The organism is Nonomuraea sp. NPDC049419, from assembly GCF_040676995.1.
In the GTDB taxonomy this organism is placed as follows: Bacteria; Actinomycetota; Actinomycetes; order Streptosporangiales; family Streptosporangiaceae; genus Nonomuraea; species Nonomuraea salmonea.
In genome coordinates this window covers 56,706-79,062 of sequence record NZ_JBFAQB010000032.1, presented here as the reverse complement: position 1 = coordinate 79,062, position 22,357 = coordinate 56,706, and the positions used below count along the sequence as shown (strand labels likewise).

Below are 22,357 nucleotides of genomic sequence, written 5' to 3'. Positions count from 1 at the left end.
TGGGGAGGTCGCGGTCTCGTCGTCTGTGCGGGGGTCTTCGGGGGTCGCTGTTTTTCGGGTGCGGGGTTTTGGAGGGCTGTGGTCTTTCGGGTGGCCGCTCGTCCTCTTCGGGAGCTTGTCGGCGTTATGATGCGGGCCCTGGGTCGCGCCGGGGGAGTTGCTGAGTGAGTTGGTGGGGTTCGTCCAGGCGCCTCTCAGCGCAGCCCTCGATCCCCGAGCCCCAGGTGCCCCGCCCAGTCCTTCCTCCCTCGGAGGGGGTGAGGTTCCCGTGGTGGGGCCAGCCGCTGACTCCAATGGATTGGTCGCGGTGGTAGTGATCGAGGCCGGCGATCGTGTACGGGACTGTGTTGTCCGGTAGGCGGTGGGCCGGGAACCATTCGACGGCGGCGCACTTGTGGGGTTCGGCATTGATGATGTCGCCTGCCCAATGACTGGTGGCGAAGAAGAAGCCGATGCGGGGCTTGCCTTCGGGGTTCAGGTGATGGAGGACGGTCGCCGGGCGCAGAGTGACGAGATCAAGGTGAACGCCTACCTCTTCCCTGGTTTCTCGTAGCGCGCATTCGATGACCGTCTCGCCGTCGTCCAGGTGGCCTGAGGGGAGACAGAACCAGCCGTCCCGGTAGCCGGTGCCCTGGCGTAGGCAGAGCAAGATGTCGCCGTCTCGTTCAAGGATCACATGGACGTCGACGGTGACCTGCTGGCGTTGCGGCAAGAGACGTCCTCCCACGAGTCGGCGCTCTGTGACGGTAACGATGGTGCTGGGCTTTCGGGGGAGCCGTGGGCCGTGGTCCGTTTGAGCCCTTGTGCTCGGCGTCTTCCTGGTCCGTGCCTGGCTGGCCGTTGGCCTCGTGGCCCCCTTAAGCTCCCGGCTTCATGGCCTCGTCGTGCTGGTCGCGGGTGTGCGTTGTCAGTGCCCGGTGGGTTTCAGGTGACGTGGGTGGCTATGGTGCGGGCGCAGGCCAGGGATTCGGCGTGGGTGGTGTCTACCTCCACGTCGTAATAGACGCCTTGGTGGACCAAGTCCGCTTGCTGGGCGGCCATGCCTCGGACGCGGTCGCCGCGGGCCAGCTCGCGGCCGGCGGCAACGTCGCTGTCGCATTTGACGCCGACCCATAGGACGTCGAGGCCGGCTAGGGCCTTCTGCCAGCGTTCCTGGGAGTGGGCGCCGCCGAGGAAGACGTCGTCGATGATGATGTGGGCTCCGGCGCGGGCCATCGCGGCCACGCCCTCGGACCAGGCTCGGTCGAGGGCGGCGAACTCGGGCCCGACGTTCACGCTGCCGTCGGGGCCGATGTCGAGGCCCGCCTCCGACGCCTGCAAAGCCGCGGGCAAGGCATCGACCATCGTGTCGACCCCTAGGGCCAGCCATGGGACCGGCAGGATGGCCTGCAGGCAGCGTATGATGCCTGACTTGCCGGAGCTGGATCCGCCGTTGAGCACGATGACGTTCGTTGCCATGCGGGCTACCTTACGAGGGTGCGGCGGCGGCCCGAAACGGGTTTTCGGCAGCTCAGCGAGACCGCATGCGTTTGGCGCGATCTTTCCGGGTCAGAAGTGCAGGGTGCCGGACATCACTGTGACCGCCTGGCCGGCGAGGTGAACGCGATCGCCGGCGTACGTGACGTGTACGACCCCTCCGCGCTTGGACAGCTGCGCTCCCACCAGAGACGTACGGCCGAGGCGGTCCGCCCAGTACGGCGCCAGGGCGCAGTGGGCCGAGCCGGTGACCGGGTCCTCGGGGACGCCGACGTTCGGGGCGAAGAAGCGGGAGACGAAATCCGGCCCAGCATCCAGTTCGGTATCCGCACCTGCGGCTGTCCCGGTGTTCGTCTTGGAGGCGGCGGCGGTGACGATGACGCCTCTCGCGTCGAGTGCGGTGAGGGCGGGGATATCGGGGGTCAGGGCCGCTACCGTTTCCGCCGAGTCCACCTCCACCAGCAGGTCGAGCTGGCTTTTTCCGGCCCGTACCGGGGTGACGCCGAGCGCTTTCTCCAGGCCGGGAGGAACGGTGGCGGAGGTCACCTCCTTGGCCGGGAAATCCATTGTGATCATGTCGTCGGAGCGGCGATTCACGGTAAGGGTGCCGCTGGCCGTACGGAATTCGAGCGGGCCCGTCGCGGCTCCTGTCGAATAGAGCACGTGCGCGGTGGCCAGCGTGGCGTGGCCACACAGCGTGACCTCGACGGCGGGGGTGAACCAGCGCAGGGAATCTCCGAGCAGGAAAGCGGTCTCGGAGAGGTTCATCTCGGCCGCTACGCTCTGCATCCATCGGTCAGTAACCGGAGAGTCCAGCAGGCAGACGGCTGCGGGATTACCCTTGAAAGCTGTGCCGGTGAAGGCGTCGACGGTGAAGAGGCGCATGTGGCCGATGGTATACGGGGGGCGGATATCCAGCTGCAAGCGGGCTGCAAGCCGTACAAAATGGAATTAGGGCTGGGCGTGTCGCGTGGCGAATGCGGAATCGTCGGTTACCGTCCAATGTGTAGGGACGTGCCGATTACGGTGAGTTCCTGAGGAAAGGACAAGCCGATGGGGGCAGTGCGCAAGGTGGTGAGCTACCTTGGCCTGAGCGGGGTCGAGCACTACGACGAGGGCTACGAGTACGACGAGCAGTACGAGGACGAATACGTCCCGGCGACCGAGCGGGCCGCCCGCAGGTGGCGTGCGAACGTCGACTCGTCGCGGATCGTCATGGTGCAGCCGCTCAAGTACAACGACGCACCGTTGATCGGCCAGCATTTCCGTGACGGCCAGACGGTGATCATGGATGTCACGGGCATGTCGATGTCCGAGGCGACGCGGATGGTGGACTTCGCGGCCGGGCTGGCGTTCGGGTGCGAGGGCCGGATCGAGCGCATCGCGGAGCGGGTGTTCCTGCTCGCGCCGGCGCACGTGGAGATCGAGACCACCTGACCGGGTGGCGCCGGTTCACGCCGGCGATTCCGCGCGCCGGGCCCGGCCGAGGTGGCCGGGTGCCGTCTCGACGCCGTCGTGGCGCCGTGTCGATGCCGTGCGAGCTGGGCCGTCTCCCTCCCGGTCCCAGGCCGCGCCCATTCCCCTGTTTTCGCCGGGGGACCCTTGGGCCCTCCGGCCCTCACACTTCGTGAGCGGCCGGCCACGCGGGCGGGCCGGCTGTGGAGAAGGCCGGTGGTTTTGGTCGGGTTTCGTCAGTGGGCGGCGCGGGGGCCGCGGCGGATCAGGCGGGTGAGTTCTGTGGCGTCTTCGGCGGCTTCCTTGGCGCGGGCCTCGGCCTCCCGTGCGTACGCGTGCAGCGCCCACACCGCGCCCTCCGCCAGCTCTTTCAGCTCGCTGACCTGCCCCGCGACGTAGCGGGCGTCGGCCTCGACGAGTTTGCGGCGCTGCCAGAGCTGCCAGCCCGCCAGGCCGATCATGGCGACGCCCGCGGCGGCGAGCAGGTGCTCGGCCACGACGGCGCCGATCAGGCAGGCCACGCCGAGGACGATGAGCACGATGGCGGCCCACGGGCGGCCGCGCGGCACCACGCCCTCGGTGAGGATGGAGTGCTCGGCCGCGGCCAGCGACTCCTGGTCGGGGCCTTCAGGGTGCAGCCGGATGCGGTGGCCGAGCAGCGGAACGGTGAGTGTCTCGGGTGGTTCGAGGCGGCTGTCGGCTTCGAGTTCCTCGGCCACGCCGCGCAGGATGGGCGCGGCGACGTGAAGGGCGATCGCCGCCAGGTGCGGATCGGCGCCGGGGCGCAGGTCGTCGAGCAGGTACGTGCTGAGCGAGGCCATCGGCCCGGCCGGCCCGCCCTGGCCGATGAGGGAGCGCAGCACGGCGAGCGGTTCGTCCTCGGCCCAGCTGCCTGCGGGGTCGCCGGCGCTGTTGTCGAGCGGGGCACCGGGGGTCTGCTCGGACTGCCGGGCGGAGGTGATCTCGGCGCAGCGGGCGCGCAGCCGGGCCAGGCGGGCGGCGGCCACGGCGGGCTTGGCCAGGTCGGGGATCTCCGCCATCTCGGGGAAGTCGGCCAGCGACGGCGGCACGACGACGGAGGGCTCGCCGGGCACCAGTGCCTGCACCCATTGCTGGGCGTCGGCGTGGTTTTGGACGGCGAGGGCGTCGAGCTTGCGCAGCACGAAGATCTTGCCGGCGGGCCCGTAGGCGCCCCGGGCGGCGGCCAGCCAGAGCGAGCGCTGGCCGTGGGTGACGGGCCGGTCGATCGACAGCTCGCCGAACGCCGTGCCGAGCCAGGACGCGTGGATGCGGCTGCCCTGCCCGGAGACGGCGAGTGCGAGGCAGAGGAAGAGCGCGGTCTGCTGCTGGTCGCGCCCGGCGGCCCGGCTCAGCGGCTCGAGCGGGTCGTCGCCGGCGAGCAGCGCGACCAGCGCCTCGACGGCCGGTGGCAGCCAGTAGCCGGGTATGTCGCTGAAGCTCGGTGCGGCCGGTGGTGCGGCGCCGTTGGCGGCGAGGTGTGCCACCAGCGCCTCGGCATAACGGTGCAACTCGGTCGCTGCTGGGGGGCTCGCAGTCAGGTCCGTGCTCAAGGCAGAGAACTCCCCGTTTCGGCCGCGGTTCATGACCGCGTAAAGCCTAGCCGTTGGGGCGCGCGAACCGGGTGGAGGCGCGCCCACGACGATAGGGGAGACTTTGAGCCAACTGCCGGTTTACATGCGCTCGGGGACAGGGACACCGAGGAGACCGAGCCCCGTTTCGAGCACCCGCAGGGTCAGCGCGCACAGGGCGAGCCGGGAGGCGCGGGTGTCGGGGTCGACCCCTTCCTTGAGCACCGGGCACTGCTCGAAGAAGTCGGTGAAGGCGGAGGCGGTGGCGTAGAGGTACGCGCACAGCCGGTGGGGCTCGCTCAGCTCCGTCGCCTGCTCGACCACGCTGCCGAAGCTCAGCAGCTGCAGGGCGAGCGCGCGCTCCGGCGCGGCGCCGAGCCTGATGGGGCCGGTCGCGGTGGCGGGGTCGATCTCGCCCTTGCGGAAGATGGAGCGGATGCGGGCCTGGGCGTATTGGAGGTAGGGGCCGGTGTTGCCGGTGAAGGCCACCATGCGGTCGAGGTCGAAGACGTATTCGCTGTCGTGGCTGACCGACAGGTCGGCGTATTTCACCGCGGCCATGCCGACGGCGTGGGCGATCTCCTCCTGCGTCTCGGCGTCGTAGCCGCGGTCGGCGATCAGCGCGGCGGCCTTGTCGACGGCCGACTGGAGGAGGTCCATCAGCTTGACGGACTCGCCGGAGCGGGTCTTGAAGCGCCGGCCGTCCTTGCCGAGCATCATGCCGATCTGGACGTGCTCGGCCGAGACGTTGTCGGGCAGCCAGCCGGCCATGCGGGCGGCGGCGAACACCATGCGGAAGTGCAGCGCCTGGTCGCTGCCGACGACGTAGAGGATGCGGTCGGCCTTGAGGTCGTGGACGCGGTAGCGGACGGCCGCCATGTCGGTGGTGGCGTAGCCGTAGCCGCCGTCGCTCTTTCTGATGATGAGCGGCAGCGGCTTGTCGTCGGAGCCGGTGAAGCCGGGCGGGAAGACGCAGAGCGCGCCCTCGCTCAGCTGCGCGGTGCCGGACGTCTCGAGGTCGTCGCAGGTCTTTTGAAGCATGGGGTTGTACATGCTCTCGCCGGCGATGTCGGCGTCGGTGAGGGTGACACCGAGCATGTCGTAGACCTTGTTGAAGTAGCGCACGGTGGCGTCCATGAAGACGTGCCAGAGCCGCAGCGTGTCGGGGTCGCCCGACTGGAGGGTGCCGACCCGCGCGCGGGCGCGCGCCTTGAACGCCTCGTCGCTGTCGAACTTGGCGCGCGCCGCCTGGTAGAACTCGGTGCCCTGACCGGCCTCGAGCTGGGCGATGGCGGCCGGTTCGCCGATGTCGAGCAGGTGCTCGATGAGCATGCCGAACGGGGTGCCCCAGTCGCCCAGGTGGTTTTGCCTGATGACGGTGTCGCCGACGTGTTCGTGCAGGCGGGCCAGCGAGTCGCCGACGATGGTGGTGCGCAGGTGGCCGACGTGCATCTCCTTGGCCGCGTTGGGCGCGGAGTAGTCGATCACCACGGTCTGCGGCGGGGTGCTGGTGGCGACGCCGAGCCGCTGGTCGGCGAGGATCTCGCCGGCCTCGGCCGCGATCCAGGCGTCGTCGAGGGTGATGTTGAGGAAGCCTGGGCCGCTGACCTCGACCGTGCCGGGGAAGTCGGACAGCTCGGCCCTGATCGCCTCTGCGACCTCCCGCGGGCTCCGTCGCAGGCGCTTGGCCAGGCTCATCGCGACGTTCGCCTGGAAGTCGGCGAACTGGGAGGGCCGGATCAGCGGGTCTGCGTCGGCGTGCTCGGAGCCGAACGCGCGGGCCAGCGCCTGCTGGACGCGCTCGGTGAGCACTTTCTGCGGGTCGGTCATGGTCTAAGGGTACCGGCGAGCTTGACCGCCACGCTTATCATTACGGCCGCCACGAGGGAGATGCCGACGGCGGTCCGGTCGTTGCCGAGATCGCCCGGCTGGAGGGCGAAGAAGTCTCTGACGAACGGCAGCGCGAGCCCGATCGCGAACAACACCGCCATGGCCCCGACCAGCGCTCCGCGCCACCAGTTGAGCGGCCTGGCGATGAGCACGAGCACCCACCAGGTGGTGAGGAAGAGGGTGACGACGGCGGCGGTCTGGTGCTCCAGCAGATCGGAGGAGCCGTGGTGGGCGGCCCAGAACGTCGCGAGCACCGCCAGCGCGCACAGCACCCCGGCCGGTACGGCGAAGCGCATCACCCGGGGCACGAACCCGGGCTGCGAGCGTTCGAGGGTGGGCGCGAGCGCGAGGAAGATCGCGGGGATGCCGATGACCAGCGCGTTCGTCAGGGTGGAGTGGCGGGGCGCGAACGGGAACGCGATGCCGGCCAGCCCGACGAGCAGCGACAGCACGATCGCGTAGAAGGTCTTGGTGAGGAACAGGTTGGCGACGCGCTCGATGTTGGCCAGCACGCGGCGGCCCTCGCCGACGACGTGGGGCAGCGTGGCGAAGGTGTCGTCGAGCAGCACGACCTGCGCGACCGCCTTGGTGGCCGGGCTGCCGGCGCCCATGGCGATGCCGAGGTCGGCGTCCTTGAGCGCGAGCACGTCGTTGACGCCGTCGCCGGTCATGGCGACGGTGTGGCCGCGGGCCTGGAGCGCGGTGACGAACGCGCGCTTCTGCTGCGGGGTGACCCGGCCGAAGACGGTGTGGCGGTCGACCAGCTCGCCGAGCGCGGCGGGGTCGGCGGGGAGCGTACGGGCGTCGACGGCGCGCTCGGCGCCGGGGATGCCGAGGCCGGTGGCGATGGCCGAGACCGACAGCGGGTTGTCGCCGGAGATCACTTTGACCGTGACGCCCTGCTTGGCGAAGTAGCGCAGGGTCTCGCGGGCGTCGGGCCTGATGCGCTGGCTGAGCGTGACGAGCGCGACGGCCTCGATCTCGGCGTGCCCGTTCTGAGCTCTCTCCAAGCTGTCGGTACGGCACAGCGCCAGCACGCGCGTGCCCGACGCGGCCAGCTCGGCGGCCCTGTCGTAGGCGTCGCCGCCCTTGAGCAGCACGTCGGGGGCGCCGAGCAGCCAGGTGCCTCGCGTACCGAAGTCGGCGCCGCTCCACTTGCGGGCCGAGGAGAACGGCACGCTCGTGCGGGCGCTCCAGCCGGCGGGCGTGGCGGGGTGGCGGGACCTGATGGCCTCGGCGGTGGCGTTGGGGTGGTCGTCGAGGTTCGCCAGCGCGGCGAGAGCCTGCTCGACGGGCTGGCCGTCGCGTACGGGCAGCACCTGGTCGAGGTCCATGCCGCCGGCGGTGAGCGTGCCGGTCTTGTCGAGGCAGAGCACGTCGACCCTGGCCAGGCCCTCGATGGCGGGCAGCTCCTGGACGAGGCAGCGGCGCCGGCCGAGGCGGACGACGCCGACGGCGAACGCGATGGAGGTCATCAGCACGAGCCCCTCGGGGATCATGGTGACGATGCCGGCGACCGCGCCGGTGATGGCGGTGCCCAGGTCGGCCGAGTTGTTCAGCTGGCTGTAGATGAGCAGGGCGCCGATCGGGACGACCAGCCAGGTGATGTATTTGATGAAGTTCGCCACGCCGGCGCGCAGCTCGGAGTGGGCGAGGTGGAAGCGGCTGGCCTCCTCGGCGAGCTGCACGGCGTAGGCGTCGGTGCCGACCCTGGTCGCGACGAACGCGCCCGAGCCGGCCACCGCGAAGCTGCCCGAGAGCACCTGGTCGCCCGGCCGCTTGTGCACGGGGTCGGCCTCGCCGGTCAGCAGCGACTCGTCGATCTCGAGGCCGTCGGAGTGGACGACCTCGCCGTCGACCAGCAGGCGGTCGCCGGGGCCGAGCAGGATGAGGTCGCCGAGCACCACGTCGCGGGGGCCGACCAGGCGTTCTTCGCCGTCGCGGCGCACGCGTACGGGAGCCTCGTTGATCACCGCGAGCCGGTCGAGCGTGCGCTTGGCGCGCAGCTCCTGGACGATGCCGATCAGCGCGTTGGCCACGATGACCAGCCCGAACAGGCCGTCCTGCCACTCGCCGAAGATCAGGATCAGTGCCCAGAGCACGCCGATGACCAGGTTGAACAGGGTGAACACGTTCGCCCTGAGGATGGCGCTCAGCGACCTGCTTGATCGGCGCGGCACATGGTTGGCCTTGGCCCCCGCTACTTGGGCGGACGTGAGCCCGTGGACCACCGAGGTGAGCCCGTCCACATAACCCCCCGTTTCTGTGGATCGGTCACACCCTAAAGGGTCGGCGCCCTTCCTCGAGGGTGACTTGATTCTGTCACCACAATCGATGGGAGCGGCCCGTGGCGGCCATGCGCTCGCCGATGGCGGGAACGACTCCGGCGGCGGCCAGGTCGGCGGCGAGCCGGCAGGCGGCGCTGATGCCCTGGGCCTTGGAGGCGCCGTGGGCGATGACGACGGTGCCGTTCAGGCCGAGCAGGACGGCGCCGCCGTACGCCTCGGCGTCGAGGCGGCGGCGCAGGTCGCGGATGCGGGAGCGCTGCAGCGCGGCGCCCAGCCTGGCGATCCTGCTGTCCTCGATCGCCTCCCGCAGCTCGGTGAAGGCGTAGCGGACGGCGCCCTCCATGGTCTTCAGCGCGACGTTGCCGGTGAAGCCGTCGGAGGTGATGACATCGACCTTGCCGGTCAGCAGGTCGTGGCCCTCGACGTTGCCGGCGAAGTGCAGGCCGGGGCCGGCCTGGAGCAGCTCGTGGGCGCGCTTGACGACCTTGTTGCCCTTCTCGGCCTCGCTGCCGATGGTGAGCAGGCCGACCTTGGGGTCGTGGACGCCGTGGGCGAGCTCGGCGTAGATCGCGCCGAGGTGCGCGAACTGCAGCAGCATCTCCGGCTTGGCCTCGGCGTTGGCGCCGGCGTCCACGAGGACCGTGGGGGAGGGCAGGGTGGGGAGCGTGACGGCGATGGCCGGCCTGAGCACGCCCTGCTGGCCCTTGAGCCGCAGCCGGCCGGTGGCGACGACGCCGGCCGTCGATCCGGCGGAGACGACCGCGGCGGCGTCGCCGCGGCGGACGAGGTGGCAGGCGACCGCGATGCTGGACCTGGGGCGGCGCAGGCTGGCCAGCGCGCCCTCGTCCATGGCCAGCGCCTCCTCGGCCCTGACGATCGGGATCTCCTTGGTGGCGTCGTGGTCGGCGAGCGCTTCGTACAGCACGCGGGGCGAGCCCACGAGCACGACGGGCAGGCCGCGTTCGCGGACGGCGTGCACGGCTCCGGCCACGATCTCGTGGGGCGCGTGGTCGCCGCCCATGGCGTCGAGCGCGATCGGCCTGCTCTCTGACAAATGGTCACCTCGTACGGCTTCGAGCCCGCCGTCACGGCTTGGGCCGGAACGCGGGCTCGGATGTCCGCATCGCAGGCACGGCAGGTGCCAGGTTAACCGGCGGGTAGGCCTGGGTGGTCCCCGGCCGGGGGCGCGTCGCGGCTAGCGCAGGTTCCAGTCGTCCAGGCCGCGGGTGACGATGACCTTCGAGAACGCGGACGAGCCGGTCAGCCGGATCAGCGGGCCGTCGCCGCTGCCGCCCGCGGTGCTCACGTTGCGCTTGCCGAAGACGGAGCCGCCCTCGTCGATGACGCGGGCGTCCGCGGGCACCCTGACGATGACCTTGCTGAAGTTCGCGCTGGTCTCGATGGTGATCTCGCGGCCGGGCAGCACGGCGTCGGACAGGTCGATGACGAGCGCGCCGAAGCCGGCCCGGAGCTTGAGGTGCCGGGAGGCCACCCAGCGGCCCTTGCGCACGATCTTGCTGAAGGTGGAGGTGATGACCTGCCGTTCGATGGCCGCGGGAGCGGCCGAGGCGGTCACGTCGGGCAGGTCGCGGGTGAGGGGGACCAGCTCGCCGACGGTCTTGGCGTTGTAGGCGACGTCGAGGCGGTCGGCGTGCTCGACGCTGGTGAGTCTTCCTGTGGCGAGTGCTTCGGACAGGACGGCGGCCACGCGGTCGCGGTCTTCGTCTGAGGCGCGGAGCTGCGGATCCTGGGTCACGATATGTCAGTGTACGCCCGGACGCGATATGTCGCGAGTGCTCGAACCTCAAGGAAAACTTGGAGACCGGCGGAACCGGTGACGGCGGTAGGCGCGTCCGGGTATTAAGAACCGTAGACGCGCGACAGGGTCGTGGGGTTTACACGCGATCGAACAAAAAAGATGGGAAAGGCCTAGTGATCTTGAACCAAGCTGGCACGCGACGCTTCCGGGCGTACACGTCCAAGCACCTCGACGAGCTCCTGCGGCGTGCGGGGCTCGGAGACGATGCGCGCCTCAAGGTGCGCGCCGTCGCCACGGTGCTGCCTTTCCGGACCAACGCCTACGTCGTGGATGAACTCATAGATTGGTCGGCTGCTCCCGACGACCCGATTTACCGGCTGGTCTTCCCACAGGAGGACATGCTGCCCGCAGCCGACGTCGCCCGGCTGGCCGACCTGCTCAAGGCCGAGGCGCCGAACGCCGAGATCCAGGCGGAGGCCAATCGAGTACGCGCCCAGCTCAACCCGCACCCCGCAGGCCAGAAGGAGCTCAACGTCCCGAAGATCGGCGACGAGCCCGTCCCTGGCATGCAGCACAAATATCCGGAAACCGTGCTGTTCTTCCCCAAACAGGGGCAGACCTGCCACGCCTACTGCACCTACTGCTTCCGGTGGGCGCAGTTCGTCGGTGACGCGGACCTGAAGTTCGCCTCCGACGACATCGACCAGATGGTCGGCTACCTCCGCCAGCATCCCGAGGTGACCAGCGTGCTGATCACCGGGGGCGACGCGATGATCATGGGTGAGCCCGTGATCAGGCGCTACATCGAGCCGCTCCTTGAGCTGGAGCAGCTCGAATCCATCCGGATCGGCACCAAGGCGCTCGCCTACTGGCCGCAGCGCTTCACCACCGACCCCGACGCCGGCGAGACCATGCGGCTGTTCGAGCAGGTCGTGGCCAAGGGCAAGAACCTCGCGTTCATGGCTCACTTCTCGCACCCGCGCGAGCTGGAGTCGTCGCTGGTCGAGTCGGCGGTCAAGAACATCCTCGGCAGCGGGGCGACGATCAGGACCCAGGCGCCGCTGATCAGGTCGATCAACGACGACCCGGCCACCTGGTCGTCCATGTGGCGGCGGCAGCACAGGATGGGGATGATCCCCTACTACATGTTCGTCGAGCGCGACACGGGCCCCCAGGACTACTTCGCGGTGCCGCTGGCGCAGGCGTACGAGATCTTCAGGGACGCCTACTCCTCGGTCTCCGGCCTCTGCCGTACGGTGCGTGGGCCGTCCATGTCGGCCACGCCGGGCAAGGTCTGCGTCGACGGCGTCACCGAGATCGCCGGCGAGAAGGTGTTCATGCTCCACTTCATCCAGGCCCGCGACCCGTCGCTGGTGGGGCGGCCCTTCTTCGCCCGCTACGACCCGTCGGCGGTCTGGCTGTCGGACCTGCGGCCGGCCCTCGCCGACCGTTTCCCGTTCGAGAGCGCGGACGACCTGCTGCCCGCCTGACGCCGGTCGCGCGCGTCCGCCGCGACCGCAGAAAAACCGCGCCCCCGGCCCGTGACATTTGTTTTCGCGACCCTTTGTTCACGGGCCGCCGGGGCGCTTCCGACTTCGTGCGGTCTTGTCCGCGCTTTATCGTGAACAAGGCCGCCTGAATCCCGTTTTGTCTCCCCGCTCAACGCTCCCCCTTTACTCGGTAACCGGGCTGCAAACCCCTGCTACATGGGCATTCATGCGCCTGCGGCCACTCCGGGCGAGTGATAGAACTGCTTTCGTAGCTCAGCCGTGGCGACACGCTCAGTGTGGTGCCCATAGCGCGTACGCGACGGCATACGGGGGTTATCGATTCGCATTTCCATCGCATTCGAGAGCGATCGATCACGAGCCGGGAAGGCAATCATGAATCGAGTAGTCAAGACGGCCCTGGCCGTCACAGCTTTCGGCTTGGCGGCGGCGGCCATGGCCGTGCCGGCGCAAGCCGATGTTCAATCAGAGACCGCCGCGCACGCGCCGGTCGACGGCGGGGGCACCACGGGAGCAAGCCCGCTCGGCGGCCTCCTCGGGGGCCTGGTCGGCGGCGACCTGCTGGGCGGCCTGCTCCCCGGGAGCAAGGCCAAGTCCGCGGCCGCTCCGTCCGGCCAGATGAGCGAGGTCGAGCGCGACCGGCTCAACGAGATGCGGATGCAGCAGCAGGCCGAGGCCAGGGGCAACGGGTTCGAGGACATCACGCGTACCGGCGGGCCCATCCCTGAGCTGTCGCCCATCGTCTCCAGCATGCCGTTCGGCGGCGGCGCCCTCACCTCGTCGCTGCCCCTGCTGGGCGCGGCGCGCATGGCGCAGCCGTCCGTCAAGTCCGGCCGCGCCCAGGGCGCCGCCCCGGCGGCGTCGGCGCTCAGCACGGTCAACGGCGTGCTCGCCTCGCCCGTCGGCGGTGCGCTCGGCCGCCTGCCCGGCGCCGGTCTGCTGCCGGCCTCCGGCAGCAGCGTCGCCGACACCAGCGGCGTCACCGCCAAGACCGTCAACAGCGCGACCTCCGGCCTGCGGGCCGTCTCGGCCGACTCGTTCGTGGCCGGGCTCAGTGACGCCGCCGCGCGGGCGCTGCCGCACGCCACGAGCGGCCGGCTGTCGCCGGTCGTCGGCCGGGTCGCGCCCGCCGAGGTGGCGCCGGTCGTCGAGGCGGTCCCGGGGACGACGCAGGCCGTCGCCATGGACGAGCTCGCGCCGCTGGTCGAGGACACCGCCGCCTTCGTCGCCAACCGTGGGACCAAGGCCGCGGGCTCCTACAGCGACGTGGTCACCGCCCTGGGCTGGACCGCCGACGCGCTGACCGGCTCGGTGCGCGGCGTCACCGCCCACCACTAGCCCTCGCGGGCCGGGGGTGAGCGCGGGCTCGTCCTTGAACCGGCATGAAGGTACGCGGACGTCAAAGGTGCCGACGCCCGTGCATCCGACCGCCGGACTTCACGACCCGCCTCCCAGGCCCCCGCAACGGGCTCCCCTCCAGCTGGATCCGGTGTTCCCCGGCGCGATCGCCGGCTGCCGCGGCGGATTCCCCCTCCGGCGGCTCCGGCGGTGTCTCCCTCGGTGAGGTGACGGGCGTCGTGGCCGGGTGCGGCAGGCCGATCAGGATGGTCCCAGGTGCCGGGCGCCTGAGGCACTGACGCGCAGAGATGACGAGGACCTCCGCGGCACGCGGGCGGTCCGACTGACGGGCAGGGCGGACGCGCCCTCGCCCCGGGCGTGCTCGCGTACGGCGCCGCCACTGCAGGGCAGCGGCGCCACGCGAGCCCCGCCCCGCCGCCGGCCCCCAGGGGTCGGCGGCTTTCGCATGCCGTGCCGAGCCCCGCCTTCCTCATCCTCGGGGGTGGGTGGAGAGCTGTCCCGGGCCTCGGCCTTCTCGCTCGGGTGGCGCTGTCCCTTCCCTTGGGCTCGGCTTCTCTCGTCTCGGGGTGGGGGTGGTGGGGTGGGCGGCGCTGTGGTGGGTGCTGGGGCGTCAGCGGCTGTGGGTGTGTCACCTCCCGAGGCTTCCCGGCCGCTCGGGCGTCCAGAGCCCGTACGGCCCCTCGAACGGGGCTCTGCGGCGGCCCGGGTGGGTGGTCAGGGGAGGCGGACGCCGGTGCGGCGGGCTATCTGGGCTTGTAGGCGGGCCATCTGCCAGTGCAGCTCCAGCAGCTGCTCGGCCAGCTGGATCCGCGGGATCTCGGACACATCCTCGGTGGCCAGGTGGTCAATCGCGGCCGAAAGCTCTCCCATCGCGAGCCCCCACTCCATCACCGTTCCTCGGATCGAATTGACGTTCGAATCCTAGCGGAACCCCCGCCGCGCTGTCAGTCTTTTGCCCCTCGCGTCGCACACGTTTCGTACACAAGAACGAACCCCCCGCACGATCGTCGTGCAGGGGGCGGGAAGCGAGAAGGTCAGCCCTTGTTGTAGGCGGCGATGACTTCCTTCGGGTCGCCGTCCATCCTGATCTTGCCTTTGTGCAGCCAGATGACCCGGTTGCAGGTCTCCTCGATGACCCTGAGGTCGTGGGCCACGAGGAAGACGGTGCCGGCCGACTCGCGGATCTGGCGGATGCGGGCCTCGCTCTTCTTGCGGAACTCGCGGTCGCCGGTGGCCAGCGCCTCGTCGATGAGGAGGACGTCGTGGGTCTTGGCGGAGGAGATGGCGAAGCGCAGGCGGGCGCCCATGCCGGAGGAGTAGGTGGACATCGGCAGCTGGACGAACTCGTCGATGCCGGAGAAGTCGACGATCTCCTGGTATTTCTCCTTGACCTCGGCGGGCGTCATGCCCATGGCGTAACAGCCGAGGACGATGTTGCGCTCACCGGTCAGCTCGCGCATCAGCGCGGCGTTGACGCCGAGCAGCGAGGGCTGGCCGTCGGTGTAGACGGCTCCTTTGTGCGGGGGCAGCAGGCCGGCGATGGCGCGCAGCAGCGTGGACTTGCCGGAGCCGTTGCGGCCGACGATGCCGATGGCGTCGCCGTGGTAGGCGACGAACGTCACGCCCTTGACCGCGTGGACCTCTTTCATCTGCGGACGGCCCTGGCGCTTGAGGATGCGCGTGAGGGCGTTGACCGCGTTGCCCTTCTCGGAGTCGGAGGCGGCGCCGTAGACGCGGTAGACGATGTGGAGGTCGTCGACGATGACCGTGGGCGTGCCCGTGGGCACGTCGAGGGGCCGCTTGCTCGAAGGCTCCGGGGTGGGACGCTTCTTGGCGTCCTTGCCGGGGACGGCGGGCTTGTCGCCCTTCACCTGTGACAGCTCCTTGGTCAGTTCAGCCACGCCCGTACCTCTCCTCGGACCGCCAGAAGTACCAGAAGCCGAAGCCGAGTGCGAACACCGCCCAGAATACGCAAGACATCCACACCATCGGTGGCGGGTGGTGGCCGAACTCCGGCCGATAGCTGTGGATGAGGATCTCGCGCATCCACTCGATGAACGACGCCGCCGGGTTGAGGTACATCACGTTGGCCACCCACTGGGGCAGCTCCGCCGAGCCGACCACCTTGTCCTGGATGGAGAAGAAGACGCCGGAGGCGTAGAGCCAGGTGCGGGTGATGAACGGCAGCAGCTGGTTGAGGTCGCGCATCGTGGCGCCGAGGCGGGCGACGATGAGGCCGGCCCCGATGTTGAACAGCGTCTGCAGCGCGAGCACCACGGGGATCATGAGCCAGAACCACGTGGGCGTCTCGCCCGTGACGACCACCAGGACGAGGAGCACGCCCATGGAGATGGCGAGCTGCTGCAGCTCCTGAATCGTGTACGCCAGCGGCAGCGAGGCCCTCGGGAAGTGCAGCGCCCTGATGAGCGACAGGTTGCCGGAGATCGACTTGGCCCCGGCGGTGACCGTGCGCTGGGTGAAGGTGAAGATGAACATCCCGGTCAGCAGGAAGGCCGGATAGTTCTCGATGCCCTTGCCGCCGCCCAGGATGAGGCCGAACATCAGGAAGTAGATGGCGGCGTTGAGCAGCGGGGTCAGCACCTGCCACAGCTGACCGAGCGTGGAGCTGGAGTATTTCGAGACGTTGCGCGAGGTCGCGTACGTCAGGATGAAGTGTCGCCGCTCCCACAGCTGGCGCAGATATACCGGGAACCTCGGCCGCGCGATGGCACGGCGAAGCCCGTATCTCTTGGCGAGCTTGGCCAGCGGCTCCTGCCCGCTTCGGCCGCCCGCCTGGGCGTCCGCGACAGCGGATTCCGGCTGGCTCATGGCAAGGACTCTATTGGATCCCGGGTGGTGGGGTGCCTGTCGTACGGGTCGACGACAGACTGTTGGACGGTCTTCGGTGGCGCCGGGTTCCAAGGCGTCACCAAGACCTGGTCAACCGTAGCTCAGGGAGCCGGGCCGCGTGAGCGGAGGCACGATCACCGTCATGTAGGGGGTATTTTTCATCGACTGTTCACGTCCGGGCCCAGCCGGTCTGCGGTGTTCTGTACCATTTGCGAGGCATCAGGCCGATTGTCTGTGACGCTGGATAGGCACACGTGTGACCGAACTGCAACGCGCCAGAGACTCCCTGGTGGCAAGTAGTAAGGGATAGTCGCGATCGACTGGCAGGGCGTCGGCTGGTTTGACCATGTCAGCCAAATCCGGGGGGATACCAGGAACTCCCCGTCAGGCTGCTCACGATCACCGCAGCTCAGCGCTTGGCGCCCACCTGTAGAGGGAGGAATTCTTTCACCATGCGTGTTACTAAGGGCGCACAGATCGTCGCCGGTACCGCGCTGCTCGCCCTCGCGGTTGCCGCGTGTGGCGGCGGTGCCTCGGACAACGGTGGCACTGCCGCGGGCGGCGCAGAAACGCCGGTCCGCATGGAAATCGGTGAGCCTCAGGAGCTCCTGAACCCGCAGAACACGACCGAGACCGAGGGCTCCGAGGTCCTTGCCGCGATCTTCTCGCCGCTCGTGAGCTACGACGAGAGCAAGCAGCCGGTCGAGGAAGCCGCCGAGTCGATCACCACGGAAGACAGCAAGGTCTGGACGATCAAGCTGAAGTCGGGTTACACCTGGCACGACGGCACCCCCGTCAAGGCCGCCGACTACGCCCGTGCGTGGAACTACGCCGCTCTGCAGGACAACGCCATGGGCTCGTCCTACTTCTTCGGCCGGGTGGACGGCTACGAGGACGTGCACCCGGGTGAGGGCAAGACGCCGACGGCCAAGGAGATGAAGGGCCTGAAGGTCGTCGACGACCTCACGCTCGAAGTCACCCTGACCGCGCCGTTCTCGCAGTTCAAGACCATGCTGGGCTACACCGCCTTCTACCCGTTGCCGGAGTCGGCGATCGGCTCCGACGGCAAGGTCACCCAGGAGTACGGCGAGAAGCCGATCGGCCAGGGCCTGTTCAAAATGGACAAGCCGTACAAGAAGGGCACCGACCCGACCGTCGAGCTGTCGGTCTACGACAAGTTCCCGGGCAAGAAGCCCACGGGCTGGACGAAGCTCCAGTTCAAGGTCTACACCAGCTCCGAGACCGCGTGGAACGACCTCCAGGCCGAGAACCTCGACATCCACGACTCCCTGCCCGCGACCGCCATCGCCACGGCCAAGTCCGTGCTCGGCGACCGCTACTTCGACGAGCCCGACGCGGCCATCGGCTACATCGGCGTCCCGCTGAAGTACAACAAGGACTTCGAGAACGTCGACATCCGCAAGGCCATCTCGATGGCCATCGACAGGAAGACCATCGCCGACACGGTCTTCTCCGGCACCCGCGCCCCCGCGGACGACTTCATCAACCCGGCCATCCCCGGCTACCGCCAGGGCGCCTGCGAGGCGTGCACGTACAACCCGGCCGAGGCCAAGAAGCTGTACGAGTCCGCGAACGGCCCGAAGACCATCGAGCTCGGCTACAACGCCGACGGTGGCCACAAGGAGTGGATCGAGGCCGTCGCCAACAACCTGCGGGCGAACCTGGGCATCGAGGTCACGCCGAAGCCGTTCGAGAAGTTCCAGGGCATCCTGGACGCCCTGGACGCCAAGGAGTACACGGGCCTGTTCCGTATGGGCTGGGCCATCGACTACCCCTCGGCCGAGAACTACCTGACCCCGATCTTCGGCACCGGCGCCATCGAGACCGGGTCGAACTACGGTGGTTACTCCAACAAGGACTTCGACGAGCTGGTGGCCAAGGGCGACCAGGCAGCCGACGCCGCCGAGGGCCTGAAGTTCTACCAGCAGGCCGACGACATCCTGCTGAAGGACCTGCCCTACATCCCGGTTTACTTCTACCGGAGCAACTTCGGCCACTCCACGAAGGTCAAGAACGTCAAGCTCAACCTGCTGAACCAGGTTGAATGGGCCGACATCGAGAAGGCCTGACGTCGTTCGCCTGGCGGGTGGCCCTTGCCACCCGCCCGTCGGAGGGCTGAGCTTGGAGGCAGTCACTCGGACCGGGTAAATCACGGACTCCGAGGGCTGCCTCCAAGTGTGTACCGGAGGGCTTAATGGGCCGATATGTCATCAGGCGCTTGATTCAGGCGATACCCGTCCTGCTCGGCGCCACGCTACTCATCTTCTGCATCGTCTTCGCGCTGCCCGGCGACCCCATCGCGTCACTGTTCGGGGACAAGCGGCCGGATCCGGCCGTGGCGGAGGTGCTGCGCGAGCAGTATCACCTCAACGATCCGCTGCTCCTGCAGTACTGGTACTACATCAGCGGCGTGCTCTTCAGGGGCGACTTCGGCGTCAACTTCGCCGATGTGCCCGTCTCGGAAATGCTGGCAGGCAAGTTCCAGGTCACGCTGAACCTGGCGCTGACCGCCCTGATCATCGAGGCGCTCCTCGGTGTGGGCCTGGGCCTGTGGGCGGCGCTGCGCCGCGGCAGGGCCACCGACACCGCCATCCTCGCCTCCACGCTGCTGCTGATCTCGGTGCCCACGCTGGTGACCGGCTTCGTGCTGCAGCTCGTCCTGGGCGTGCAGCTCAAGCAGTGGACCGGGCTGGACATCTTCCCCGTCGCGGGTACGTTCGCGGGGCTGCGCAGCTATCTCCTGCCCGGCTTCGTGCTGGCCGGCGTGTCCGTCGCGTACCTCACCAGGCTCACCAGGACGAGCCTGGTGGAGACCCTGAGAGCGGACTACATCCGCACGGCGATCGCCAAGGGTCTGTCCAGGCGGCGCGTCATCGGCAGGCACGGCCTGCGCAACGCCCTGATCCCGCTGGTCACCTATCTGGGCGCCGACCTCGGCAACCTGATGGGCGGCGCGGTGATCACGGAGACGATCTTCAACCTCCAAGGGATCGGCAACCAGCTCTTCACCTCGGTCTACTTGCGTGAGCAGCCGGTTGTCGTCGGGATCGTCACCATCCTGGTGCTGATCTACATCCTGGCCAACCTGATCGTCGACTTGTTGTACGCCGTGCTCGACCCGAGGATCCGCTATGAGTAACCCAACCCCACCGGGCGGGCCTGGACTCCCGGAGACGCAGACACTCGTACCCGACACGGTCGCCCCCGCGGCGCCCGACACCGAGGGCGCCGAAGGCAAGGGCGGCAAGCCCGCCAGCCTGTGGACCGACGCCTGGCACGACCTGCGGCGCCGGCCGATGTTCATCATCTCGGTGATCATCATCCTGGTGCTGCTCGTCATGTCGTTCTGGCCGTCGCTGTTCAGCGCGATCGACCCGTACAACGCCAGGACCTGTGACCTGTCGACGGCGCGGCAGGGCCCTGGGCCCGGCCACCTGTTCGGCCGCGACAACCTGGGCTGCGACGTCTACGCGCGGACCATCTACGGCGCCCGCAACTCCATCGTCATCGGCGTGTTCACCACGCTCATGACGACGATCATCGGCGGTCTGCTCGGCATCATCGCCGGCTTCCGCGGCGGCGTGACCGACACGATCGCCTCGCGGCTGACGGAGATCTTCTTCGCCATCCCGTCGATCCTCGGCGCGCTGCTGATCGCGGCGACCTTCCGCGGCAAGGCCAACAGCATCCTGCTGGTGATCGTGGCGCTGACGGTGCTCGGCTGGCCGATGGTGTTCCGGATCATGCGAGCGGCGGTGATCACCGCGAAGAGCCAGGACTTCGTGGTCGCCGCCAGAGCGCTGGGCGCGGGGTCGAGCCGGATCATGTTCCGTCACCTGCTGCCGAACTCGCTGGCGCCGGTCATCGTGGTCGCCACGATCAACCTGGGCAGCTTCATCGCCGCCGAGGCGGCGCTGTCGTTCCTGGGCGTGGGCGTGCAGTCGCCGGACATCTCATGGGGCCTGATGATCGCCGACGCGCGCAACAGGTTCCTGGAGGCGCCGCTGCCGCTGGTGTTCCCCGCCGTGTTCCTGAGCATCACCGTGCTCGCGTTCATCATGCTGGGCGACGCGGTGCGCGACGCGCTCGACCCGAAGCTCAGGTAGAAGGGGGGATCAAGTGAAGAAGACGTCTTCGGATGTGTTGCCCGCCGAGGGAGGGCCGGGCGACGGACCGCTGCTCGCGGTGGAGGACCTGCACGTGGAGTTCCACACGCGGGCCGGCATCGTACGAGCCGTCAACGGCGTGAGCTACACGGTCAACCCAGGCGAGACGCTTGCGGTGCTGGGCGAGTCGGGTTCGGGCAAGTCCGTGACGGCGCAGGCCATCATGGGCATCCTCGACATGCCTCCGGCGGTCATCCCCAAGGGGGAGATCCGCTTCAGGGGCACCGACCTGCTCAAGCTGTCGGAGGAGGCCCGTACGCAGGTCCGCGGCCAGCGGATCGCGATGATCTTCCAGGACGCGCTGTCCGCGCTCAACCCGGTGTTCACCGTGGGCTGGCAGATCAGCGAGATGTTCCGGGTGCACCGGGGCATGTCCAAGGCCGACTCCATGAAGAAGGCCGTGGAGCTGATGGACCGGGTCCGCATCCCGGCCGCCCGGCAGCGGGTGAACGACTATCCGCACCAGTTCTCCGGCGGCATGCGGCAGCGCATCATGATCGCGATGTCGATCGCCCTCGACCCCGAGGTGCTGATCGCCGACGAGCCGACCACGGCGCTCGACGTGACCGTGCAGGCGCAGATCATGGAGCTGCTGGCCGAGCTGCAGCGCGAGAGCCAGATGGGCCTGATCCTCATCACCCACGACCTCGGCGTCGTGGCCGACGTGGCCGACAAGATCGCGGTCATGTACGCCGGCCGCATCGTCGAGCACGCCCCCGTGTACGACATCTACAAGGCCCCCGCGCACCCGTACACCAAGGGCCTGCTCGACTCGATCCCCAGGGTCGACCTCAAGGGCCAGGACCTGTACGCGATCAAGGGCCTGCCCCCTAACCTGCTGAACCTGCCGAAGGGGTGCTCGTTCCACCCCCGGTGCCCGTTCCGGCAGGACAACTGCCTGACCGACGCCCCCCCGCTCTACGAGATCAGCGGCACTCGCGGCAGCGCCTGCCACTACTGGAGGGAGGTCCTCGATGGCGAGCGGCAGTGAGACCATCCTCGAGGTGCGTGACCTGGTCAAGCACTTCCCGCTGACGCAGGGGATCGTCTTCAAGAAGCAGGTCGGCGCGATCAAGGCCGTGGACGGCGTCTCGTTCGACCTGAACAGGGGCGAGACGCTGGGCATCGTGGGCGAGTCGGGCTGCGGCAAGTCCACGCTGGCCAAGGTGCTGATGGCGCTGGAGCGGCCGACGTCGGGCTCGGTGAAGATCAACGGCCGGGACATCGCCAAGGCCAGGGGCGGCGAGCTCAAGCGCATGCGCCGCAACATCCAGATGGTGATGCAGGACCCGTACACCTCGCTGAACCCCCGGATGACCGTCGGCGACATCATCGGCGAGCCGTACGAGATCCACACCGAGGTCGCACCCAAGGGCGACCGGCGCAAGAAGGTGCAGGAGCTGCTGGAGGTGGTCGGGCTCAACCCCGAGCACATCAACCGCTACCCGCACCAGTTCTCCGGCGGCCAGCGGCAGCGCATCGGCATCGCGCGCGGCCTGGCGCTGCAGCCGGAGATCATCGTCTGTGACGAGCCGGTCTCCGCGCTCGACGTGTCGATCCAGGCGCAGGTGATCAACCTGCTGGAGCGGCTGCAGAGCGAGTTCGGTCTCGCGTACATCTTCATCGCCCACGACCTGTCGGTGGTGCGCCACATCTCCGACCGGGTGGGCGTGATGTACCTGGGCAAGTTCGTGGAGCTGGGCAAGGACGCCGAGATCTACGACCGTCCCGCGCACCCCTACACGCAGGCGTTGCTGTCGGCGGTGCCGGTGCCCGACCCTGACGGGCGCGAGCAGCGGGAGCGGATCATCCTCCAGGGTGACCCGCCCTCGCCGGCCAACCCGCCGAGCGGCTGCCGGTTCCGTACGCGGTGCTGGAAGGCGCAGGAGATCTGCGCGGAGGAGGAGCCGCTGCTGCAGATCAGGCCCGGTACGGGCCATGCCAGCGCCTGCCACTTCGCGGAGACGCACGACGTGGTGCACGTAGGTTAGAACTG

Annotated in this window: 19 protein-coding genes; 8 read left to right on the top strand and 11 right to left on the bottom strand. The window is 69.0% G+C overall.

What is annotated here, in order from left to right; genetic code table 11:
* Positions 1 to 124 precede the first annotated feature (124 nt).
* The 3 genes from AB0K12_RS46175 to AB0K12_RS46165 all read right to left on the bottom strand — a co-directional run bounded on the left by AB0K12_RS46175 (position 125) and on the right by AB0K12_RS46165 (position 2,361).
* Positions 125 to 712, bottom strand: coding sequence for an NUDIX domain-containing protein (locus tag AB0K12_RS46175; protein WP_364575301.1), 588 nt, complete (start codon positions 710 to 712; stop codon positions 125 to 127).
* 212 nt (positions 713 to 924) lie between these two features.
* Positions 925 to 1,458 (bottom strand): chloramphenicol phosphotransferase CPT, encoded by a 534-nt coding sequence (gene cpt, locus AB0K12_RS46170; RefSeq protein ID WP_364575299.1) that lies wholly within the window; start codon positions 1,456 to 1,458, stop codon positions 925 to 927.
* Positions 1,459 to 1,548: 90 nt separating this feature from the next.
* Entirely contained in the window at positions 1,549 to 2,361 is an 813-nt protein-coding gene (locus AB0K12_RS46165; RefSeq protein ID WP_364575297.1) for a PhzF family phenazine biosynthesis protein, read from the bottom strand.
* A gap of 168 nt (positions 2,362 to 2,529) precedes the next feature.
* On the opposite strand from AB0K12_RS46165, the gene sepF reads away from it, so the two are divergent.
* Entirely contained in the window at positions 2,530 to 2,913 is a 384-nt protein-coding gene (gene sepF / locus AB0K12_RS46160; RefSeq protein ID WP_355414820.1) for a cell division protein SepF, read from the top strand.
* A 254-nt stretch (positions 2,914 to 3,167) separates the two neighbouring features.
* Here the strand turns inward: sepF and AB0K12_RS46155 are convergent, their stop codons facing one another.
* From AB0K12_RS46155 to AB0K12_RS46135, 5 genes are all read right to left on the bottom strand, one after another.
* Positions 3,168 to 4,502 (bottom strand): hypothetical protein, encoded by a 1,335-nt coding sequence (locus tag AB0K12_RS46155; protein WP_364575294.1) that lies wholly within the window; start codon positions 4,500 to 4,502, stop codon positions 3,168 to 3,170.
* Positions 4,503 to 4,622: 120 nt separating this feature from the next.
* Complete coding sequence (gene argS / locus AB0K12_RS46150) at positions 4,623 to 6,350, bottom strand: arginine--tRNA ligase (RefSeq protein ID WP_364575292.1); 1,728 nt, start codon at positions 6,348 to 6,350, stop codon at positions 4,623 to 4,625.
* Positions 6,347 to 8,659, bottom strand: coding sequence for an HAD-IC family P-type ATPase (locus AB0K12_RS46145; protein ID WP_364575290.1), 2,313 nt, complete (start codon positions 8,657 to 8,659; stop codon positions 6,347 to 6,349). Before AB0K12_RS46145 ends, argS begins: the two co-directional genes overlap by 4 nt.
* Positions 8,660 to 8,732: 73 nt before the next feature.
* On the bottom strand, positions 8,733 to 9,752 hold the full coding sequence (gene plsX / locus AB0K12_RS46140; protein WP_364575288.1) for a phosphate acyltransferase PlsX: 1,020 nt from the start codon (positions 9,750 to 9,752) through the stop codon (positions 8,733 to 8,735).
* 141 nt (positions 9,753 to 9,893) lie between these two features.
* A complete protein-coding gene (locus tag AB0K12_RS46135; RefSeq protein WP_364575286.1) occupies positions 9,894 to 10,454 on the bottom strand; it encodes a DUF1707 domain-containing protein in 561 nt (186 codons plus the stop codon).
* A 176-nt stretch (positions 10,455 to 10,630) separates the two neighbouring features.
* On the opposite strand from AB0K12_RS46135, the gene AB0K12_RS46130 reads away from it, so the two are divergent.
* Positions 10,631 to 11,947, top strand: a complete 1,317-nt coding sequence (locus AB0K12_RS46130; protein ID WP_364575284.1) for a lysine 2,3-aminomutase — start codon at positions 10,631 to 10,633, stop codon at positions 11,945 to 11,947.
* Positions 11,948 to 12,340: 393 nt separating this feature from the next.
* Positions 12,341 to 13,303 carry a hypothetical protein gene (locus tag AB0K12_RS46125; protein WP_364575282.1) on the top strand — a complete coding sequence of 321 codons (963 nt, stop codon included), beginning with the start codon at positions 12,341 to 12,343 and terminating at the stop codon, positions 13,301 to 13,303.
* Between the two features lie 735 nt (positions 13,304 to 14,038).
* Here AB0K12_RS46125 and AB0K12_RS46120 read toward each other — a convergent pair.
* The 3 genes from AB0K12_RS46120 to AB0K12_RS46110 form a co-directional block, all read right to left on the bottom strand.
* Positions 14,039 to 14,194 (bottom strand): hypothetical protein, encoded by a 156-nt coding sequence (locus AB0K12_RS46120; protein ID WP_345391275.1) that lies wholly within the window; start codon positions 14,192 to 14,194, stop codon positions 14,039 to 14,041.
* 164 nt (positions 14,195 to 14,358) lie between these two features.
* Complete coding sequence (locus tag AB0K12_RS46115) at positions 14,359 to 15,225, bottom strand: ABC transporter ATP-binding protein (protein ID WP_364575279.1); 867 nt, start codon at positions 15,223 to 15,225, stop codon at positions 14,359 to 14,361.
* The gene (locus AB0K12_RS46110) at positions 15,218 to 16,153 is read right to left on the bottom strand and encodes an ABC transporter permease (RefSeq protein WP_364575277.1); all 936 of its coding nucleotides are present in this window, start codon (positions 16,151 to 16,153) and stop codon (positions 15,218 to 15,220) included. Before AB0K12_RS46110 ends, AB0K12_RS46115 begins: the two co-directional genes overlap by 8 nt.
* A 602-nt stretch (positions 16,154 to 16,755) precedes the next feature.
* On the opposite strand from AB0K12_RS46110, the gene AB0K12_RS46105 reads away from it, so the two are divergent.
* The 5 genes from AB0K12_RS46105 (at position 16,756) to AB0K12_RS46085 (ending at position 22,352) form a co-directional block, all read left to right on the top strand.
* Positions 16,756 to 18,264, top strand: a complete 1,509-nt coding sequence (locus tag AB0K12_RS46105; protein WP_364575275.1) for an ABC transporter substrate-binding protein — start codon at positions 16,756 to 16,758, stop codon at positions 18,262 to 18,264.
* A gap of 125 nt (positions 18,265 to 18,389) precedes the next feature.
* On the top strand, positions 18,390 to 19,334 hold the full coding sequence (locus AB0K12_RS46100) for an ABC transporter permease (RefSeq protein WP_355414842.1): 945 nt from the start codon (positions 18,390 to 18,392) through the stop codon (positions 19,332 to 19,334).
* Complete coding sequence (locus AB0K12_RS46095; RefSeq protein WP_345391266.1) at positions 19,327 to 20,301, top strand: ABC transporter permease; 975 nt, start codon at positions 19,327 to 19,329, stop codon at positions 20,299 to 20,301. Before AB0K12_RS46100 ends, AB0K12_RS46095 begins: the two co-directional genes overlap by 8 nt.
* 13 nt (positions 20,302 to 20,314) lie before the next feature.
* Positions 20,315 to 21,352 (top strand): ABC transporter ATP-binding protein, encoded by a 1,038-nt coding sequence (locus tag AB0K12_RS46090; protein WP_364575272.1) that lies wholly within the window; start codon positions 20,315 to 20,317, stop codon positions 21,350 to 21,352.
* Entirely contained in the window at positions 21,336 to 22,352 is a 1,017-nt protein-coding gene (locus AB0K12_RS46085; protein ID WP_364575270.1) for a dipeptide ABC transporter ATP-binding protein, read from the top strand. The genes AB0K12_RS46090 and AB0K12_RS46085 overlap by 17 nt, the downstream gene beginning before the upstream one ends.
* Positions 22,353 to 22,357 lie beyond the last annotated feature (5 nt).

Excerpts from the sequence above, each read along its gene's own strand:
- cpt (WP_364575299.1), bottom strand. The coding sequence starts at position 1,458 with ATGGCAACGAACGTCATCGTGCTCAACGGCGGATCCAGCTCCGGCAAG.
- AB0K12_RS46165 (WP_364575297.1), bottom strand. The coding sequence starts at position 2,361 with ATGCGCCTCTTCACCGTCGACGCCTTCACCGGCACAGCTTTCAAGGGT.
- sepF (WP_355414820.1), top strand. The coding sequence starts at position 2,530 with ATGGGGGCAGTGCGCAAGGTGGTGAGCTACCTTGGCCTGAGCGGGGTC.
- argS (WP_364575292.1), bottom strand. The coding sequence starts at position 6,350 with ATGACCGACCCGCAGAAAGTGCTCACCGAGCGCGTCCAGCAGGCGCTG.
- AB0K12_RS46125 (WP_364575282.1), top strand. The coding sequence starts at position 12,341 with ATGAATCGAGTAGTCAAGACGGCCCTGGCCGTCACAGCTTTCGGCTTG.
- AB0K12_RS46120 (WP_345391275.1), bottom strand. The coding sequence starts at position 14,194 with ATGGGAGAGCTTTCGGCCGCGATTGACCACCTGGCCACCGAGGATGTG.
- AB0K12_RS46110 (WP_364575277.1), bottom strand. The coding sequence starts at position 16,153 with ATGAGCCAGCCGGAATCCGCTGTCGCGGACGCCCAGGCGGGCGGCCGA.
- AB0K12_RS46105 (WP_364575275.1), top strand. The coding sequence starts at position 16,756 with ATGGAAATCGGTGAGCCTCAGGAGCTCCTGAACCCGCAGAACACGACC.
- AB0K12_RS46100 (WP_355414842.1), top strand. The coding sequence starts at position 18,390 with ATGGGCCGATATGTCATCAGGCGCTTGATTCAGGCGATACCCGTCCTG.
- AB0K12_RS46095 (WP_345391266.1), top strand. The coding sequence starts at position 19,327 with ATGAGTAACCCAACCCCACCGGGCGGGCCTGGACTCCCGGAGACGCAG.
- AB0K12_RS46085 (WP_364575270.1), top strand. The coding sequence starts at position 21,336 with ATGGCGAGCGGCAGTGAGACCATCCTCGAGGTGCGTGACCTGGTCAAG.